This is a genomic window from Xenorhabdus siamensis (genome assembly GCF_037996745.1).
In the GTDB taxonomy this organism is placed as follows: Bacteria; Pseudomonadota; Gammaproteobacteria; order Enterobacterales; family Enterobacteriaceae; genus Xenorhabdus; species Xenorhabdus indica.
Map to the genome: position 1 here is coordinate 253,072 of NZ_JBBMXE010000009.1, position 19,352 is coordinate 272,423.

General features: G+C 44.3%; 12 protein-coding genes, 1 tRNA gene, 2 rRNA genes and 1 pseudogene. 9 read left to right on the forward strand and 7 right to left on the reverse strand.

What is annotated here, in order from left to right:
* Window positions 1-9 precede the first annotated feature (9 nt).
* The 4 genes from dnaE (at window position 10) to tilS (ending at window position 7,031) form a co-directional block, all read left to right on the forward strand.
* Entirely contained in the window at window positions 10-3,492 is a 3,483-nt protein-coding gene (dnaE, locus tag AAC852_RS10275; protein ID WP_340620946.1) for a DNA polymerase III subunit alpha, read from the forward strand.
* Between the two features lie 12 nt (window positions 3,493-3,504).
* Entirely contained in the window at window positions 3,505-4,464 is a 960-nt protein-coding gene (gene accA, locus AAC852_RS10280; protein WP_340620947.1) for an acetyl-CoA carboxylase carboxyl transferase subunit alpha, read from the forward strand.
* Between the two features lie 231 nt (window positions 4,465-4,695).
* The gene (locus tag AAC852_RS10285) at window positions 4,696-5,613 is read left to right on the forward strand and encodes a DMT family transporter (RefSeq protein ID WP_340620948.1); all 918 of its coding nucleotides are present in this window, start codon (window positions 4,696-4,698) and stop codon (window positions 5,611-5,613) included.
* 32 nt (window positions 5,614-5,645) lie between these two features.
* Window positions 5,646-7,031 (forward strand): tRNA lysidine(34) synthetase TilS, encoded by a 1,386-nt coding sequence (gene tilS, locus AAC852_RS10290; RefSeq protein WP_340620949.1) that lies wholly within the window; start codon window positions 5,646-5,648, stop codon window positions 7,029-7,031.
* Window positions 7,032-7,888: 857 nt separating this feature from the next.
* On the opposite strand, the gene rof is transcribed toward tilS, so the two are convergent.
* Complete coding sequence (rof, locus tag AAC852_RS10295; protein ID WP_340620950.1) at window positions 7,889-8,155, reverse strand: Rho-binding antiterminator; 267 nt, start codon at window positions 8,153-8,155, stop codon at window positions 7,889-7,891.
* A 324-nt stretch (window positions 8,156-8,479) separates the two neighbouring features.
* Between rof and nlpE the strand changes: the two genes are divergently transcribed.
* Window positions 8,480-9,160 (forward strand): envelope stress response activation lipoprotein NlpE, encoded by a 681-nt coding sequence (nlpE, locus tag AAC852_RS10300; protein WP_340620951.1) that lies wholly within the window; start codon window positions 8,480-8,482, stop codon window positions 9,158-9,160.
* 100 nt (window positions 9,161-9,260) lie between these two features.
* Here the strand turns inward: nlpE and proS are convergent, their stop codons facing one another.
* The 6 genes and pseudogenes from proS to metN all read right to left on the reverse strand — a co-directional run bounded on the left by proS (window position 9,261) and on the right by metN (window position 15,074).
* Complete coding sequence (gene proS / locus AAC852_RS10305; RefSeq protein ID WP_340620952.1) at window positions 9,261-10,982, reverse strand: proline--tRNA ligase; 1,722 nt, start codon at window positions 10,980-10,982, stop codon at window positions 9,261-9,263.
* 119 nt (window positions 10,983-11,101) lie between these two features.
* Window positions 11,102-11,808 (reverse strand): annotated as a pseudogene (tsaA, locus tag AAC852_RS10310) (tRNA (N6-threonylcarbamoyladenosine(37)-N6)-methyltransferase TrmO).
* A 49-nt stretch (window positions 11,809-11,857) separates the two neighbouring features.
* Window positions 11,858-12,250, reverse strand: a complete 393-nt coding sequence (gene rcsF / locus AAC852_RS10315) for an Rcs stress response system protein RcsF (RefSeq protein WP_340620953.1) — start codon at window positions 12,248-12,250, stop codon at window positions 11,858-11,860.
* Between the two features lie 150 nt (window positions 12,251-12,400).
* A complete protein-coding gene (locus AAC852_RS10320) occupies window positions 12,401-13,216 on the reverse strand; it encodes a MetQ/NlpA family lipoprotein (protein ID WP_340620954.1) in 816 nt (271 codons plus the stop codon).
* 180 nt (window positions 13,217-13,396) lie between these two features.
* Window positions 13,397-14,050 (reverse strand): methionine ABC transporter permease MetI, encoded by a 654-nt coding sequence (locus AAC852_RS10325; RefSeq protein WP_038259762.1) that lies wholly within the window; start codon window positions 14,048-14,050, stop codon window positions 13,397-13,399.
* Window positions 14,043-15,074 (reverse strand): methionine ABC transporter ATP-binding protein MetN, encoded by a 1,032-nt coding sequence (gene metN / locus AAC852_RS10330; RefSeq protein WP_340620955.1) that lies wholly within the window; start codon window positions 15,072-15,074, stop codon window positions 14,043-14,045. Before metN ends, AAC852_RS10325 begins: the two co-directional genes overlap by 8 nt.
* Before the next feature lie 184 nt (window positions 15,075-15,258).
* Between metN and gmhB the strand changes: the two genes are divergently transcribed.
* The 4 genes from gmhB to AAC852_RS10350 all read left to right on the forward strand — a co-directional run.
* On the forward strand, window positions 15,259-15,825 hold the full coding sequence (gene gmhB, locus AAC852_RS10335; protein ID WP_340620956.1) for a D-glycero-beta-D-manno-heptose 1,7-bisphosphate 7-phosphatase: 567 nt from the start codon (window positions 15,259-15,261) through the stop codon (window positions 15,823-15,825).
* A 356-nt stretch (window positions 15,826-16,181) separates the two neighbouring features.
* A 16S ribosomal RNA gene (locus AAC852_RS10340) occupies window positions 16,182-17,724 on the forward strand.
* 80 nt (window positions 17,725-17,804) lie between these two features.
* Window positions 17,805-17,880, forward strand: a tRNA-Glu gene (locus tag AAC852_RS10345).
* A gap of 191 nt (window positions 17,881-18,071) precedes the next feature.
* Window positions 18,072-19,352 (forward strand): 23S ribosomal RNA (locus AAC852_RS10350); the annotation flags it as partial.

Sequence of the window (19,352 nt, forward strand, 5' to 3'; positions counted from 1 at the left end):
GGGCAGACTATGACAGAACCACGTTTTGTGCACTTACGTGTTCACAGCGATTATTCAATGATTGATGGCTTAGCCAAAACAGGACCACTGGTAAAAAAAGTGGCTGAACTTGGTATGCCTGCACTTGCAATCACGGATTTTACTAATCTGTGTGGCCTGGTGAAATTCTATGGCAGTGCTCATAGTGCAGGTATTAAACCCATTATTGGGGCTGATTTCTACATGGAAAGTGATCAATTGGGCGATGAATATGCCCATCTGACCATTTTGGCCCGTAATAATGAAGGTTATCAGAATCTGACCTTACTGATTTCCAAAGCCTATCAGAAAGGTTATGGCGCAATTGGCCCAACCATCAAACAAGAGTGGCTGGTAAAACATAAAGCGGGACTAATATTGTTGTCTGGCGGACGTATGGGCGATGTCGGCAAGTTTTTGCTGCGTGGCAACCATGTATTAGTTGAGCAATGCCTTGATTTTTATCAGGAACACTTTCCAGATTGCTACTATCTGGAACTCATCCGCACTGGACGTCAGGATGAAGAGACTTATCTTCATGCTGCTGTTGAATTAGCAGCAGAAAAAAATCTGCCGATTGTAGCAACTAATGATGTCTGTTTTCTGGAAAGTGAAGATTTTGATGCTCATGAAATTCGAGTTGCCATTCATGACGGCTATACGCTCTCTGATCCCAAGCGTCCGAAAAATTACAGTCCCCAGCAATATCTGCGTAGTGAGCAGGAGATGTGTGAGCTTTTTTCTGACATCCCTGAAGCATTAGTAAATAGCGTAGAAATTGCGAAACGCTGTAATGTTACGATCCGTCTTGGTGAATATTTCTTGCCAAAGTTCCCGACAGGGGGAATGAGCACGGAAGACTATCTGATTGAAAAATCAAAACAGGGTTTAGAGCAGCGTTTAGCATTCCTTTATCCTGATCCGGTAATCAGGGCAGAAAAGCGCCCAGAATATGATGAGCGTCTGGATATTGAGTTGAAAGTGATCAACCAGATGGGCTTTCCGGGCTATTTCCTGATCGTGATGGAATTTATCCAGTGGTCGAAAGATAACGGTGTACCAGTAGGGCCGGGGCGTGGTTCTGGTGCGGGTTCTCTTGTCGCTTATGCCTTGAAAATTACTGATCTCGATCCGCTTGAATTTGACTTACTGTTCGAACGTTTCCTTAACCCAGAGCGTATTTCCATGCCTGACTTTGACGTCGATTTCTGCATGGAAAAACGCGATCAGGTTATTGAACACGTTGCTGATATGTACGGGCGGGATGCAGTGTCACAGATCATCACTTTTGGTACGATGGCGGCAAAAGCGGTAATTCGTGATGTTGGACGAGTACTTGGGCATCCCTATGGCTTTGTTGATCGCATATCAAAGCTGGTTCCTCCTGATCCGGGAATGACGCTGGAAAAGGCATTTGTAGCAGAGCCTCAGTTACCTGAAATTTACGAAGCGGATGAAGAAGTCAAAGCGCTGATTGACATGGCGCGTAAATTGGAAGGGGTCACTCGTAACGCAGGTAAACATGCGGGCGGGGTAGTTATTGCGCCGACTAAAATCACTGATTTTGCTCCTATTTACTGCGATCCAGAGGGTCAGAACCCGGTTACCCAGTTTGATAAAAATGACGTGGAATATGCCGGATTGGTGAAGTTTGACTTCCTCGGACTGAGAACATTAACCATCATCAACTGGGCACTTGAGATGGTAAATGCACGTCGCGCCAAGAAAAATCTGGAACCAATTGATATTGCCGCAATTCCACTGGATGACCAGAAAAGTTTTGACATGCTGCAACGTTCTGAAACAACGGCTGTGTTCCAGCTTGAATCCCGTGGCATGAAAGATTTGATCAAGCGTCTGCGCCCAGACTGTTTTGAAGACATGATCGCTCTGGTAGCACTGTTCCGTCCAGGGCCACTGCAATCAGGCATGGTGGATAACTTTATTGACCGTAAACATGGGCGGGAAGAAATTTCTTATCCAGATGTTGAATGGCAACATGAGTCCTTAAAGCCTGTATTGGAGCCAACCTATGGCATCATCTTGTATCAGGAACAGGTGATGCAGATTGCTCAGGTATTGGCAGGTTATACCCTCGGTGGGGCAGATATGCTACGCCGTGCGATGGGTAAGAAAAAACCGGAGGAAATGGCTAAACAGCGCTCAGTCTTTGAAGATGGCGCGGTAAAACAGGGGATAAATGGCGAACTTGCAATGAGAATCTTCGACTTAGTGGAGAAATTTGCAGGTTATGGCTTCAACAAATCTCACTCTGCTGCCTATGCGTTGGTTTCTTATCAGACATTATGGTTAAAAGCCCATTATCCGGCAGAATTTATGGCTGCTGTAATGACAGCTGATATGGATAATACAGAGAAAGTCGTTGGCTTGGTGGATGAATGCTGGCGTATGGGTCTGAAAGTTCTGCCTCCTGATATTAACAGCGGCTTATACCATTTTCACGTCAATGATGAAGGCGAAATTGTTTATGGCATTGGCGCGATCAAAGGTGTTGGTGAAGGACCGATTGAAGCCATTATTGAATCTCGTCAGAAAGGTGGACATTTTAAAGAACTGTTTGAACTGTGTGCCCGTGTTGATATCAAAAAACTGAACCGCCGGGTGATGGAAAAACTGATTATGTCAGGGGCATTCGATAGGCTAGGGCCACACCGTGCAGCCTTAATGTCCTCATTGGAAGATGCTCTGAAAGCAGCGGATCAACATGCCAAGGCCGAAGCCATTGGGCAAACGGATATGTTTGGCGTGCTGGCAGAAGAACCTGAACAGGTTGAGAGTTCATATGCCAGTACGCCAAAATGGCCGGATCAAGTGGTGTTGGATGGTGAACGGGAGACTCTGGGGCTATATTTGACCGGTCATCCGATCACCGGTTATTTAAAAGAAATTGAACGATATACAAATGGATTACGTCTAAAAGATGTGAATCCAACACCTCGTGGGCAAGTTACAACGGTGGTAGGTTTGGTGCTGGCATCCAAAATTGTAACGACCAAACGGGGTAATCGTATCGGTATCTGCACATTGGATGATCGCTCAGGGCGGCTGGAAGTCATGTTGTTTTCTGATGCCTTGGAAAGATATCAGCACTTGCTGGAGAAGGACAAAATTTTAATCACAACCGGACAAGTCAGCTTTGATGACTTCAGTGGTGGGCTTAAAATGACAGCCCGGGAATTAATGGATATCAGTGAGGCCCGTGAAAAATTTGCACGTGGGCTTGCTATCTCGTTGTCAGACAGGCAAATTGATGAACAATTATTGAACCGCCTCCGTGGAACATTGGAGCCACACCGTTCAGGTACGATACCGGTTCATCTTTATTACCAGCGGGTGGATGCCCGTGCCCGTTTACGATTTGGGGCAACATGGCGGGTAACTCCAACGGATACCCTTTTGACAGATTTACGAACTCTGCTGGGTAGCGAGCAGGTAGAATTAGAATTTGACTAAAATAGGAACGTTATGATTCTGAATTTTCTGGATTTTGAACAGCCGATTGCCGAGCTGGAAGCGAAAATCGATTCGCTCACCGCAGTTAGCCGTCAAGACGAAAAGCTAGATATCAATCTGGATGAAGAAGTCCAGCGTCTGCGGGAAAAAAGCGTAGAGCTGACCCGCAAAATTTTCTCTGATCTGGGAGCATGGCAGATTTCCCAACTTTCACGTCATCCTCTTCGTCCCTATACACTGGATTATATTCAGCGCATTTTTACTGATTTTGAAGAATTGGCGGGTGATCGTGCTTATGCAGATGACAAAGCGATAGTCGGTGGATTAGCGCGTATTAACGGTCGTCCGGTGATGGTGATTGGGCATCAAAAGGGCCGTGAGACAAAAGAAAAGATCCGTCGTAACTTTGGTATGCCATCGCCAGAAGGGTATCGCAAGGCTCTGCGATTGATGGAAATGGCAGAGCGTTTCAAATTGCCAATCATCACGTTTATTGATACTCCGGGCGCGTATCCGGGGGTGGGAGCAGAAGAGCGTGGGCAGTCAGAAGCTATCGCTCGTAACCTGCGTGAAATGTCCCGTTTGTCTGTGCCTGTTATCTGTACGATTATCGGTGAAGGTGGCTCCGGTGGTGCATTGGCACTGAGTGTTGGTGATAAAGTGAACATGTTGCAATACAGTACGTTTTCCACCATCTCGCCGGAAGGTTGTGCTTCCATTTTATGGAAAAGTGCTGATAAAGCCCCTTTGGCAGCGGAAGCGATGGGAAATACAGCTCCTCGCCTGAAAGAGCTGAAACTGATTGATTCAGTGATCCCGGAGCCATTAGGTGGTGCACATCGTAACTACGAAGTAATAGCAGATACGCTGAAAGTACAATTACTGGCTGATCTTACTGAATTGAGTGAGCTCAGCAGTGAAGAATTAGTGAACCGTCGTTATGAACGTTTAATGCAATACGGCTATTGCTGATAACCTGATTGAGTATAATTTTATATACCTTTTTGCAGGTAATTCTTTTATAGGTGTCTTCTACAGGTGGAAGTATTGGAGGGTGATTATTCTTCATTATTTCCACCTGTTTTATTGAGTATGGTAAAAAAAACAGCAGAAACTATATTGAATGATATTATCATTCTTATCACATGTTGAGATAAATTATCTCATTTACAGGGTAATTAAAAATAATAAGTTGGATTTTCGATGGCCAAATATAAATATATTATTTATGCGTTTTCCTGTGTATTCATCTGGAGTTTTATTCCATCTATATCGCGTTTTGGTCAGAAAGAGATGGATCATTTCCAATTTTTATTCTGGTCAAATGTATTGTCTGTTTTGGCTGTCTTTCTGGTTGCGGTTATGATGGGGAGAAACTGGAAGCAACTTTTATTTATTCCTTTTCCTGTAATGATTAAGGTCCTCATATTAGGGGCTTTGGACTGTTTCTTTTATTTACTGCTTTACTATGGTTATTCCATCGAAAATGGTGTTGCTGTTTTGGTCATTCAATATAGCTGGCCGTTGATGATAATTGGACTGTCATTTCTTCTGTTCAAAGAGAAATTATCTATTAAGCAGATGATAGGTATGACAATGGGTTTCATCGCAGTTATCATCACCTTTACTCAAGGTAATATCACTCAAATTTCTGTTCAACACCCACAGGCCCTATTACTGGTATTTAGCGGAGCGTTCTGTTTTGCGTTACTGTCTGTTTTATCAAAATACTTTGCTATTGATCCTTATATTAGTACGTTTTGGGTTTTCGCTAACTCAACTATAGTATCTCTCGTATTTTTATTCGCATTTAGCAGATTCCAATGGCCTGTGGGAGATTCACTGATGCCAACACTGCTAAATGGCATCTTATTGAATGGGATCTCCTATATTATCTGGTTCAAGGCCATGAGCAGCCCTGACTCACCGAAAATTGCCTCGATCCTATTTTTATCACCAATATTGTCGATGATGTGGTTGATTTCATTTTTTGGTGATGAATTCGTTCCAGCCTATGTGGTTGGATTAGGGCTTGTTATTCTATCCGGGGTACTTTGTATCAGTGCAAAGAATGAAACTTCGACGAAAAATAAATTGTCGGATGATTTGATTAAGGATTGATATTCCGAATTAAAAAAAGAGTTTTATCCACAATGAATAGTACACATGAGCCTCTGATGATTGCATTGACGGATCAGATAGGGACACATAAAAAAATTTTGGTTGGGTTTAGTGGTGGACTGGATTCTACCGTGTTGCTGCATTTGCTGGTTCGTCTGCGCCAGCAATCTTCACAAGCGGGCTGTGATAAAGAGAATCCTATCACATTAAGGGCGATCCACATCCATCATGGCTTAAACGAAAAAGCGGATGGGTGGGTTGCTCATTGTCGCCAGATATGTGCTGACTGGCAGGTTGATTTCCATGCCGAAAGAGTGAGCCTGGATAGCCGAAAAAAAGGCGTGGAAGCTGCGGCTCGTGATGCCCGCTATCAGGTTTTTCGGCATAAATTGCAACAGGGTGAGATTCTGGTAACGGCACAACACCTTGATGATCAGGCTGAAACATTTTTGTTGGCGTTAAAACGGGGAAGTGGACCGGCTGGCTTATCTTCCATGCCATCCTCTATGTCATTTGCTGGGACAACGCTCATGCGCCCATTACTGAATGTCAGCCGTGCAGACTTAGAGAACTATGCGCAAGAACAAGGGCTGAAATGGGTTGAAGATGATAGTAATCAGGATGATCGGTATGATCGCAATTTCTTGCGTTTGAATATCATGCCATTGCTCAACCAGCGTTGGCCACACTTTTCACAAGCGGTTTCCCGTAGTGCAAGTTTGTGTGGCGGGCAAGAACAATTGCTGGATGAATTGCTTGATGATTTATTAAATTCGCTGATAACTCCAGAGGGAGCGATAGCCATTCCCCCTTTGGAAACATATTCTGTGGCTAAACGTAACGCATTACTACGTCGGTGGCTCAATCGGCATGGAGTGAAAATGCCTGCTCGTGAACAGCTTCAACGGATCTGGTCAGAAGTCGCACTTTCCCGACAGGATGCAGAACCTTGTTTCAGGTTAGGGCAGTTTGATATCCGTCGTTATCGACAACAGTTATGGCTAGTTTCTCAATATCAATCACTTGCTGGTATGGTTATCGAATGGAATACAGAACAGGAATTGCCATTACCAGATGGTCTGGGAACACTTTTCCTTTCCGAAAATGGGAAGAGTAAAGGAGATACGGTTAACATCAGAGCACCTAAGAATAACGAGCGGGTTACAATCCGCTTTGGGGTTCAGGGAAATATCAGTATCGTGGGGCGGCAGCATTCCCGCCATAGTAAAAAGTTATGGCAGGAGCTCGGTGTGGCACCTTGGCTCAGGGAAAGAACGCCATTGCTCTACTACGATGATAAGCTCATTGCAGCATTGGGGGTTTTTGTGACGAAAGAGGGGCAACCTTTGGCTGAAGATATGGGTTTTTCAGTTCAGTGGCAGAAAATTTTACCTCGTACTAACTTACCTCGTACTTAGTTACTCATCGGTAGAAGTCTGAATTGCGGTTTTAGGAGATTACATTAGGAATAATGTAATCTCTTGTTGAAATTATACGAGTGTGTACTAAATTTTAAAGTATAGGATAATTTTTAAGAGATATGGTCAATTATAAATTCAAATAATTTTGATCTTGTGGAGTTATTTATTATAAAAATAAATCTTACTACAAATTTAACCCAATTTACTCTCAGATGAGTGAATAATAAAGAATATCGGGTAATAAGATGATGTCCCAATTTTTTGGGAGAAATATTTTATATATAACTCTGCCATGAAAATAATTATATGATTTATTTGGCTTTTTATTTTTATTAAGGTTGTTGTTATGAGTGTTGAAATTAATGAGAATGAAATTAAGTTGTAAATTTTACAGGTGTTTTCTACAGCAATAAAAGATAAGTTGGAACAAAATAAGATTGATGAAATATGTCACGCGTTTGTTCTGATTGAATCAAATAATCTTTATAAGCAACTTTTAGTATTTCTAGCCTTATACTTAAAACATACATTACTGTCCATTTAAATAGCACTGATCGGATATTTAACGGAAAGGGAGATGCGTTAGGCACGCTTGGGTGGGGGAAATATTGGGGGTTATGTTATTCCAGTGATTATGAAAAGGAAAAGGTTCCTGGGATACTATTGAATGATTCGTTTTATAATTAGGTTATGTTGGAGCTTGCGAATACCATGAAAAATGGCAAGAGAAATTTTTTATGTTTGATTTACATAAGGGAATTTACTTTTTCAACGATAAAAGTCCTCACTTAGTGCGAGGACTTTTTGTTATGTAGTCAGCCTTTGTTGTGTAGTAAACGTGTTCTACGCGCTACTTATAATGAAGAATGTTCAATAACAATTGTTCCAATTTTTGGATTACTGAAACTGATAATGTGATCTAATCTTAATTCACGGGTTTCTTCATTTGATTCTACGAGAATATATTCGACTTTTTTTCTCAAAATCAATTTATTAGCTTTTCCCTCAAATATTTCACCATCCCGTAGCTGGATGTGTAAGTGAAGCTGGTTTTGGCAAGCTAGCTCAAGGCTATCGTAATCATCACAGTTAATTGGTTGATATTCAGTATCTATAGACATATTTGCTCACCACTATGTTAGTGGCGGTTATCGTGCCGCCCGTGATTGACTAAACTCAAATGCAAAAATGCTACCTTCGACTATAGCATAGTAACTTTTCCTTGATTACTGGATAAGTCTGTTGAGTTACATTGAAAAAGTCAGTAGGTTAAATCCTTACTCTACCATTACGCAACAAAATTACGCCATTATTACTTGGCTTTTCACTGTGAATTTTGAGATACGGTAAAGTAATGTCAACCTGATTAAGAAAACTTCATATCTTATACCAGACTGATGTTATAAAGATGGTATATCTGCTAGGTTTATTGAATGGGAATGGTGATGAATAAAAATATATTACTTGCTCTTGTAGCGTCAGGAGTGCTTACAGTGATTGGGTGTCAGAATAATCCTACTCATCAGAATGATTCGACACCTCAGAATCAGTTTCGAATCAATGAGAAAGTGTTTAACGGTGTGATACCTTGCGCCGATTGTGCCGGTATTGAGACTACCTTACAGCTTTCAAATGACGGCACATATATTCTGGGACAAACTTATTTGGGATCAGGACAAGAAAAACCCTTTTTTGAAACAGGGCATTGGGTCGTCAATGGTAAAAAGATAAATTTAACCAGTGATGAGGGTGAAAAAGCCTATTACCAGATGACAGGAGAGGATCTGGTTATGCTGGATATCAAAGGCGAACCGATCCAGTCAGAATTAAATTATAAGCTGGCAAAGGTGACTCCGAAGAAACTGGCAGGTGAATATCGCTATTTTGCTGACAGTGCTACTTTTATCGAATGCCACAGCGGAAAGTTTTATGATGCATCGGAAAATATCGAACTGGAACGAGGTTACAGCGCAACGGGCGTGGAAGGTGAAAAGCCTGTTTATGTGGAAGTGGAAGGATATTATACGCTTCGTCCTTCAATGGAAGATGGATTATTTGATAATGCATTAATTCAGACAGGTAAAATCCGTTTTGATAAATCCTCTTCTTGCCAGACTAAAAAGTAAGAAGTGATCTCTTCTGTCACATATAAAAAACCTGCGCATTGAGTACGCAGGTTTTTTGTTACTGATTCTGCCTGAAGGCAGGCTGGATGCTTAATCAGAATTAAGATGGTTTAATGTTACTTTTCAGGTATTCAACCACGTTTTCCAGTTTCAGCATCTGTTTGTCACCATTGCGGCGGTATTTATATTCGATTTCGTCATTATCGAGATTGCGATCACCGATAACCAGAGTATGTGGCACACCAATCAGTTCCATATCTGCAAACATCACGCCTGGCCGCTCTTTACGGTCATCGAAAATCACATCAATACCGCTGGCACGTAAGTCAGCATACAGTTTTTCGGCAACTTCTTTGACACGATAGGATTTGTGCATGTTCATTGGCAAAATTGCTACCTGGAATGGTGCAATTGCATCTGGCCAAATAATACCGCGATCATCGTGATTCTGCTCAATGGCAGCCGCGACAATACGGGTCACACCAATACCGTAACATCCCATTGTAACAACTTGGTTATGACCATCTTCGTTCTGTACGGTTGCTTTCAGGGCATCCGAGTATTTTGTGCCGAGTTGGAAGATATGACCAACTTCAATACCACGTTTGATTTGTAATGTCCCTTGACCATCGGGGCTGGTATCACCGTCAACCACGTTACGAATATCTGCGATTTCTGGCAGAGGCAGGTCACGCTCCCAGTTAATGCCAAAATAGTGTTTATCATCAATGTTGGCACCTGCACCGAAGTCGCTCATAACGGATACACTGCGGTCAATGATAACAGGGATAGGCAGATTCACCGGGCCTAAAGAGCCAGGGCCAGCGTTGACGATAGCACGAATTTCTTCCTCGGTAGCGAACACGAGTGGGCTGGCCACCAATGGCAGTTTTCCTGCCTTGATCTCATTTAATTCATGATCACCACGAACCAGTAATGCCACCAGTTTGCGTCCACTTTCTTCTGTGGCATGGACGAGTAGTGTTTTGACCGTCTTCTCAATCGGCAGATTGAATTGTTCTACTAACTCGGCAATGGTTTTTGCATTTGGTGTATCCACCAGACGCATATCTTCTGTTGGCGCTGAACGTTCCTGAGATGGCATGACCGCTTCAGCCAGTTCGATATTCGCTGCATAGTTAGATTCTGTAGAGAAAACGATATCGTCTTCACCACTGGCTGCTAAAACCTGAAACTCATGGGAAGCATTACCACCGATAGAACCCGTGTCTGCCTGAACTGCGCGGAAATCCAGCCCGATGCGGGTAAAGATCTTGCTGTAGGCATCATACATTTTGTCATAAGTTTCTTGCAGAGACTCTTGGTTGGTGTGGAAAGAGTAAGCATCTTTCATGATGAATTCCCGTGAACGCATTACGCCAAAGCGCGGACGAACTTCATCACGGAATTTGGTCTGGATCTGGAACAGATTTAATGGAAGTTGCTTATAGGAAGTTACTTCGTTCCGGATTAGATCAGTAATGACTTCTTCATGGGTTGGTCCCAGAACAAAAGGACGGGCGCCGCGATCTTCCAAGCGTAGTAATTCCGGGCCATATTGTACCCAACGGCCACTTTCCTGCCACAAATCTGCTGGCTGAACTACCGGCATGGAAACTTCAACTGCTCCAGCATTATTCATCTCTTCACGAACAATGTTTTCAACTTTTCTCAACACGCGGACACCGGTCGGCATCCAGTTGTAAAGACCAGAAGCGAGTTTACGGATCATTCCGGCACGAAGCATCAGCTTATGACTGACTACTTCTGCATCAGCAGGCGTCTCTTTTAAAGTAGAGAGCAGATATTGGCTAGTACGCATAGTAAGTTTCCATTGGATAGCAAGTTGCTTCTGGATGGCGAAATAAGATAGGACCACCCAGCCCAGAAAATAAAGTAAGCCGCTAGTCTACCAGTGAGTTTGCGATGTCAAAAGGAGTTTTAGCGCGGTTCGATAGAAACCACTTCCGTTATGGTGTCGTTAACCAGCAGCGCACGTTGAAATCCAGTATATGAGCTGCATATACTCGCTTTTCCTGCTCTTTCTTACGGTAGGCAGGACGCGGGTCTTGAGCCAAAACTTGGCTGATAAAACGTCGTAAATGAGGATAACTTGCCTGGTGACATAAAAGTTGATGTTCTGCGGTTGGCGAAAAACAAACATCCATATCTGCATCTGGTACATCCTGAGCAAATCCTGCTTTGGCATCAGGGCGTGATTCAGCAAAAGGTAGATAGGGTTTGATATCGAGCACGGGAGTTCCATCCACTAAATCCAGGCTACCCAGTTGCAGCAGTACACGATTGTTTTGACAATCAATGCTTTTCAACTCAACTAAAGACATACCGATCGGATTGGGGCGGAAGGTTGAGCGGGTAGCAAATACGCCCATTTTAGCATTGCCACCTAAGCGGGGAGGACGAACCAACGGGTTCCAGCCGCCGTTCATCGTTTGGTGAAAAATGAAAACAATCCAGAGATGGCTGAATTGTTCCAAACCACGCACAGCATCTGCCTGATTATAAGGAGCGAGCAATTCGAGTTGACCTGTGCCATCTTCTACCAAACCCGGCTGACGGGGAATGGCAAACTTCTCTTTGTAAGGAGAGTGAATCGTTCCTATTTGAGTAAAATGAAAATCTGCCATAAGCCTTTTCAGTACCGGATACTTTTATTAATAAATAACGTGATAATGTCTAATTAGTGGTTTTCAGCGCTGAGCCTTCACAGATAGCAATTTGATAGCACCCCTGATCAGACAGGATTGCACATTGATGCAGTAGAACGGCATTGGCATTCAGGCTAGAGGCTTTTGCCAGCATCTTCTGTCGTGCAACAGCAATACTTGCTGGAGGATCTTGTAGTGTATTTCGGCAGGATTCCCCCGCAACGATACCGAGATCTTTAAATGGCGAGCCTAATAGTTCGTCTGGTTTTGTATATAACCGAACATAAGTTGCACTCTGGTTTTTTCTGATTGAATAGTTTTCCGTCTCTGAATCTGGCTTATCAGTTTTATCAAACTGAGTTGGCAGGGAAGTACACCCAACCATAAAAAGCACCAAGAAACAGACAGGTAACATACGCATTGAGATGAATCCTTATTCTGATTGAATCAGTATGTGGGATGATTGAATATTGGTGAAACGATGATAAAAAGCTCTCCTTTCTCCAATAAAAATGGGCGGATAAAAATATCCGCCCCAGAATTTTAATCTTGATTGCTTAAATATGAAAGGTTACCAACCTTTTATTGCGCCACCTTTGAAAACTTTTTGAGCTTCCTGATCGACTTCAGGTGATTGATAAGCTTTCACAAATTTTTGAACATTTTCAGCATCTTTATTATCTTCACGACTGACGATGATATTTACGTAAGGTGAATTTTTATCTTCAACAAAGATCCCATCTTGCTCTGGTGTTAAACCAATTTGTCCTGCGTAGGTATTATTGATAAGCGCCAAAGCTATCTTCTGGTCATCCAGTGAACGTGGTAATTGTGGTGCTTCCAGTTGAACAATATCCAACTGCTTAGGATTACTGGTAATATTCAGAACAGTTGGCAGCAGGCCGACACCATCTTTCAATTTGATTAGACCTTGTTTTTGTAATAACAGCAGAGCACGCCCCTGGTTGGTTGGATCGTTTGGTATAGCAATCTGAGAACCATTCTGTAGTTCATCCAGTGATTTGATCTTTTTAGAGTAAGCTGCCATTGGATAGATAAAAGAATTACCAACAATGGCCAGTTTATAGTTACGCTCTTTTGTTTGCTGGTCTAAGTAAGGCTTGTGCTGGAAAACATTGACGTCAATGTCTCCCTTGCTCAGTGATTCATTCGGCAGAACATAGTCATTGAATGTTGTCAGTTCAACATCAAGGCCATATTTCTCTTTCGCTACTTGTTTTGCAACTTCAGCAACTTGTAATTCAGGCCCTGCAATGACCCCCACTTTAATGTGGTTTGGGTCTCTCTGTTCTTGACCGCAACCTGCAAGTGCGAGTGTTCCCAATAATGTCCCGATTACAGCAATGGATTTCAATTTCACTGACATATTTTTACCCCTATCGAATACTGATTTATAACCTGTCTTATCAAGTTATTGCGTACTACTATAATGAGGCTTTTGGATGTAAGCCCGGTAATATACCTTTTAGATTTTAAGTTGCAGTTTTGTTTACTGCTATCTGAAAACTATCGGGTATAGGTGCCGTTAATCAGCACAATTGTTGAATTATTTACGATTTACGGCCTTAACTAAACGGTCGCCACCTAATTGGATTAAGAATACTAAGACAACTAATAATGCTAATACGATGTTCATCACGGTTGCATTGTAGCCAATATAACCATATTGATAACCAATCTGCCCCAATCCTCCAGCACCAACAGCGCCACCCATAGCAGAGTACCCAACCAATGTAATTAAGGTAATTGTGGCTGCATTGATCAAACCAGGTAATGCTTCTGGTAGCAGAATCTTTTTGACAATCTGGAATGGCGTTGCGCCCATTGCTCGTGCTGCTTCGATTAACCCGGATGGAATTTCTAATAATGCATTTTCTACCATACGAGCAATAAAAGGTGCCGCACCAACAGTTAAAGGAACAATCGCTGCCTGTAACCCGATTGAAGTTCCCACAATCAGCCGAGTAAAAGGGATCATCCACACTAACAAAATAATAAATGGAACTGAACGCGTTATGTTTACCAGTGCAGAAAGCGTGCGGTACAAAGTACCATTTTCTATGATCTGCCCAGGACGAGTAACATACAAAAGCACACCGGCAGGTAAGCCAATCACAAAACCAAAAAAACCGGAAACAAAAGTCATCACCAGAGTTTCCCAGACTCCTTTAGCCAATAATAAAATCATTCCTTCAGACATAACCGAGAACCTCTACTTTCACATGATGCTCTTTTAAGAACGTAATTGTTGATTCAATACTGCTATTTTCGCCATCCAATTCAGCCAGCATAACGCCAAATTTAACACCACCGGCATAGTCCATTTGAGAGCTCAATATACTGATATCGATATTAAAACGGCGTACTGCCATGGAAATTAGTGGAGCATCAACAGATTTACCCGTAAATTCTAGTTTCAATAATGGGCAGCTATCCGGGGTTGATTCAGATTGTAATTTTTGCTGATAGTCCTCAGGAATATCCAAATGTAGTGTGGACTTGATAAACTCTTGAGCGACAGGCGTCTTAGGATGAGAAAATATTTCGCTAACCACATCTTGTTCAATCAACTGCCCACCGCTAATGACGGCAACTTGGTCGCAAATGCGTTTAACGACATCCATTTCATGGGTAATCAACAAAATAGTTAATCCTAAACGACGATTAATATCTTTCAATAATTCCAGAATAGAGCGCGTTGTTGCTGGATCTAGTGCACTGGTAGCTTCATCACATAAAAGTACTTTTGGTGAGTTTGCCAGAGCTCGGGCGATGGCGACGCGCTGCTTCTGACCACCAGATAAGTTGGCAGGATAAGCATCACGTTTCTCAGAAAGACCGACTAATTCCAGTAATTCATCAACTTTCGTTTTTATTTCTGCTTTTGGCGTGTTGTTCAATTCTAAAGGTAGTGCCACATTGTCAAATACTGTTCTGGATGACAGCAGATTAAAATGCTGAAAAATCATTCCAATATGACGACGGGCACGAGTCAGTTCACGTTCTGAAAGAGAAGATAAATCCTGCCCATCAACGAGTACCTGACCGGAAGTAGGGCGTTCAAGCATATTCACACAGCGAATCAAAGTGCTCTTTCCGGCTCCAGAGGAACCAATCACACCATAAATTTGCCCTTGTGGGACATGCAGATTGATATCAGAAAGTGCTTTTATACTGCGCGTTCCTTGTTGAAATACTTTATTTATCTGAGTCAGTCTTATCATTTTTATGTTTTTCTTAGAGATATAAAAGTGAGTAACTTGAAAGCATTTGCAACAAGTCATGAATTAAAGTGGATGTTAAGGCGTCTAGACGTCTAAGTCAACTAGGAATAAATTGAATGCTGCATTCTCATTCACTAACAAATCATGCGATACTGTCTATTCAGTACATTCTTGGAGCAATCAGGTGACTCAAGGTATTCCCGCCGTATTTTTAGATCGTGACGGCACGATCAACATAGATTATGGGTATGTCCATGAAATAGATAATTTTCAATTTATTGACGGCACGATTGAAGCCATGTTGGAATTGAAAAAAATGGGCTATGCATTGGTATTAGTAACAAATCAATCGGGAATTGCCCGGGAAATGTTCACAGAGGATCAGTTCTTACAATTAACAGAATGGATGGATTGGTCACTTGCGGACCGAGGCATTGATCTTGATGGTATCTACTATTGTCCACATCATCCAGAAGCAAGTGATGAACACTATAAAAAGAACTGTGATTGTCGCAAACCACAATCAGGTATGTTACTTGATGCGCAAAAAGCACTGCATATTAATATGGCGGCTTCTTATATGGTGGGAGACAAAATAGAAGATATGCAAGCAGCAAGTGCCGCTAATGTCGGGATTAAGGTGCTTGTACGCACAGGGAAACCTGTAACACCAGAAGCAGAACAGGCTGCCGATGTGGTCATTAATAGCTTTGCAGAACTACCAAATGTGATAAAAAATAGGCAAAAATGACTCTTTTGTTTGAATTTTATTCACTTGGAAAAGAAATTATAAAAAACGCTTGCGTAAATTCGAATGCTCCCTATAATGCGCATCCGTTGTCACGACAAACACACAAATAAGTCGGGATGACAGGAGTGACAGGCCACGAAAATAAAGGCTTGACACGCTGAGAGGAAAGCGTAAGATACGCAACCTCGGAACCGAGGTTCGGTTCCAATGCTCTTTAACAAATTAATCAGACAATCTGTGTGGGCACTCGCAAGACACCGTCGAAAGCCGAAAGGCAAAAAGATTAAGTCTTGAAGAGTGACTGAACAGTTAATTCATTACGAACTAACAGTTTAATTCTTTGAGCAGCAAACTTTGAATTGAAGAGTTTGATCATGGCTCAGATTGAACGCTGGCGGCAGGCCTAACACATGCAAGTCGGGCGGCAGCGGGGGAAAGCGTGCTTTCCTGCCGGCGAGCGGCGGACGGGTGAGTAATGTCTGGGGATCTGCCCGATGGAGGGGGATAACCACTGGAAACGGTGGCTAATACCGCATAACCTCTGGGGAGCAAAGTGGGGGACCTTCGGGCCTCACGCCATCGGATGAACCCAGATGGGATTAGCTAGTAGGTGGGGTAAGGGCTCACCTAGGCGACGATCCCTAGCTGGTCTGAGAGGATGACCAGCCACACTGGGACTGAGACACGGCCCAGACTCCTACGGGAGGCAGCAGTGGGGAATATTGCACAATGGGCGGCAGCCTGATGCAGCCATGCCGCGTGTATGAAGAAGGCCTTCGGGTTGTAAAGTACTTTCAGCGGGGAGGAAGGCGTGAAGTTGAATACACTTTGCGATTGACGTTACCCGCAGAAGAAGCACCGGCTAACTCCGTGCCAGCAGCCGCGGTAATACGGAGGGTGCAAGCGTTAATCGGAATTACTGGGCGTAAAGCGCACGCAGGCGGTCCATTAAGTTAGATGTGAAATCCCCGGGCTTAACCTGGGAATGGCATCTAAGACTGGTGGGCTAGAGTCTCGTAGAGGGGGGTAGAATTCCACGTGTAGCGGTGAAATGCGTAGAGATGTGGAGGAATACCGGTGGCGAAGGCGGCCCCCTGGACGAAGACTGACGCTCAGGTGCGAAAGCGTGGGGAGCAAACAGGATTAGATACCCTGGTAGTCCACGCCGTAAACGATGTCGATTTGGAGGTTGTGCCCCTGAGGTGTGGCTTCCGGAGCTAACGCGTTAAATCGACCGCCTGGGGAGTACGGTCGCAAGATTAAAACTCAAATGAATTGACGGGGGCCCGCACAAGCGGTGGAGCATGTGGTTTAATTCGATGCAACGCGAAGAACCTTACCTACTCTTGACATCCAGCGAAGCCTTTGGAGACAGAGGCGTGCCTTCGGGAGCGCTGAGACAGGTGCTGCATGGCTGTCGTCAGCTCGTGTTGTGAAATGTTGGGTTAAGTCCCGCAACGAGCGCAACCCTTATCCTTTGTTGCCAGCACGTTAGGGTGGGAACTCAAGGGAGACTGCCGGTGATAAACCGGAGGAAGGTGGGGATGACGTCAAGTCATCATGGCCCTGACGAGTAGGGCTACACACGTGCTACAATGGCGGATACAAAGAGAAGCGACCTCGCGAGAGCAAGCGGACCTCATAAAGTCTGTCGTAGTCCGGATTGGAGTCTGCAACTCGACTCCATGAAGTCGGAATCGCTAGTAATCGTAGATCAGCATGCTACGGTGAATACGTTCCCGGGCCTTGTACACACCGCCCGTCACACCATGGGAGTGGGTGGCAAAAGAAGTCGGTAGCTTAACCTGCGGGAGGGCGCTGACCACTTTGTGATTCATGACTGGGGTGAAGTCGTAACAAGGTAACCGTAGGGGAACCTGCGGTTGGATCACCTCCTTAACCTATGAGGGTGAACTGTGAGTGTTCACACAGATTGTCTGATGAATGTAAGACGAGCAGCGTCTGCGAAGCGACTTGAAGTCCCCTTCGTCTAGAGGCCTAGGACACCGCCCTTTCACGGCGGTAACAGGGGTTCGAATCCCCTAGGGGACGCCACTTTGCTCAGGCGCCGGGTGAAAAGCGGCGCCAGCAACGGTATTGTTAAGCGGGCTTGAAAGCCGGTTTAGCAATACCAGCTCTTTAACAATCTGGAACAAGCTGAAAATTTGAAACACTCAGTAGATGTCAAATGACAACTATTGAGGAGTCTCTCAAAACTCCAGTCCGAAGACTTCTTCGGGTTGTGAGGTTAAGCGACTAAGCGTACACGGTGGATGCCTAGGCAGTCAGAGGCGATGAAGGGCGTGCTAATCTGCGATAAGCGCCGGTAAGGTGATAGGAACCGCAATAACCGGCGATACCCGAATGGGGCAACCCAGTGCAATCCGTTGCACTATCCTGACCTGAATTCATAGGGGCAGGAGGCGAACCGGGGGAACTGAAACATCTCAGTACCCCGAGGAAAAGAAATCAACCGAGATTCCCCCAGTAGCGGCGAGCGAACGGGGAGGAGCCCAGAAGCATCAGCAGTGTCAGCGTCAGGGAACGGTCTGGAAAGGCCGGCAGTAAAGGGTGACAGCCCCGTATCCGAAGACGCTGGCAGTGTGAGCTCGACGAGTAGGGCGGGACACGTGGTATCCTGTCTGAACAGGGGGGGACCATCCTCCAAGGCTAAATACTCCTGACTGACCGATAGTGAACCAGTACCGTGAGGGAAAGGCGAAAAGAACCCCGGCGAGGGGAGTGAAAGAGAACCTGAAACCGTGTACGTACAAGCAGTGGGAGCACCTTCGGGTGTGACTGCGTACCTTTTGTATAATGGGTCAGCGACTTATATTCTGTAGCAAGGTTAACCGTTTAGGGGAGCCGCAGGGAAACCGAGTCTTAACGGGGCGCGAAGTTGCAGGGTATAGACCCGAAACCCGGTGATCTAGCCATGGGCAGGTTGAAGGTTGGGTAACACTAACTGGAGGACCGAACCGACTAATGTTGAAAAATTAGCGGATGACTTGTGGCTGGGGGTGAAAGGCCAATCAAACCGGGAGATAGCTGTTCTCCCCGAAAGCTATTTAGGTAGCGCCTCGTGAACTCATCTCCGGGGGTAGAGCACTGTTTCGGCTAGGGGGTCATCCCGACTTACCAACCCGATGCAAACTGCGAATACCGGAGAATGTTATCACGGGAGACACACGGCGGGTGCTAACGTCCGTCGTGAAGAGGGAAACAACCCAGACCGCCAGCTAAGGTCCCCAAGTCCTGGTTAAGTGGGAAACGAAGTGGGAAGGCTCAGACAGCCAGGATGTTGGCTTAGAAGCAGCCATCATTTAAAGAAAGCGTAATAGCTCACTGGTCGAGTCGGCCTGCGCGGAAGATGTAACGGGGCTAAACCAGGCACCGAAGCTGCGGCAGCGACATATTAATGTTGCTGGGTAGGGGAGCGTTCTGTAAGCCGCTGAAGGTGAACCGTGAGGTTTGCTGGAGGTATCAGAAGTGCGAATGCTGACATAAGTAACGATAAAGCGGGTGAA

Excerpts from the sequence above, each read along its gene's own strand:
- AAC852_RS10325 (WP_038259762.1), bottom strand. The coding sequence starts at position 14,050 with ATGTCTGAAGGAATGATTTTATTATTGGCTAAAGGAGTCTGGGAAACT.
- dnaE (WP_340620946.1), top strand. The coding sequence starts at position 10 with ATGACAGAACCACGTTTTGTGCACTTACGTGTTCACAGCGATTATTCA.
- rof (WP_340620950.1), bottom strand. The coding sequence starts at position 8,155 with ATGTCTATAGATACTGAATATCAACCAATTAACTGTGATGATTACGAT.
- AAC852_RS10285 (WP_340620948.1), top strand. The coding sequence starts at position 4,696 with ATGGCCAAATATAAATATATTATTTATGCGTTTTCCTGTGTATTCATC.
- nlpE (WP_340620951.1), top strand. The coding sequence starts at position 8,480 with ATGAATAAAAATATATTACTTGCTCTTGTAGCGTCAGGAGTGCTTACA.
- accA (WP_340620947.1), top strand. The coding sequence starts at position 3,505 with ATGATTCTGAATTTTCTGGATTTTGAACAGCCGATTGCCGAGCTGGAA.
- rcsF (WP_340620953.1), bottom strand. The coding sequence starts at position 12,250 with ATGCGTATGTTACCTGTCTGTTTCTTGGTGCTTTTTATGGTTGGGTGT.
- proS (WP_340620952.1), bottom strand. The coding sequence starts at position 10,982 with ATGCGTACTAGCCAATATCTGCTCTCTACTTTAAAAGAGACGCCTGCT.
- metN (WP_340620955.1), bottom strand. The coding sequence starts at position 15,074 with ATGATAAGACTGACTCAGATAAATAAAGTATTTCAACAAGGAACGCGC.
- AAC852_RS10320 (WP_340620954.1), bottom strand. The coding sequence starts at position 13,216 with ATGTCAGTGAAATTGAAATCCATTGCTGTAATCGGGACATTATTGGGA.
- tilS (WP_340620949.1), top strand. The coding sequence starts at position 5,646 with ATGAATAGTACACATGAGCCTCTGATGATTGCATTGACGGATCAGATA.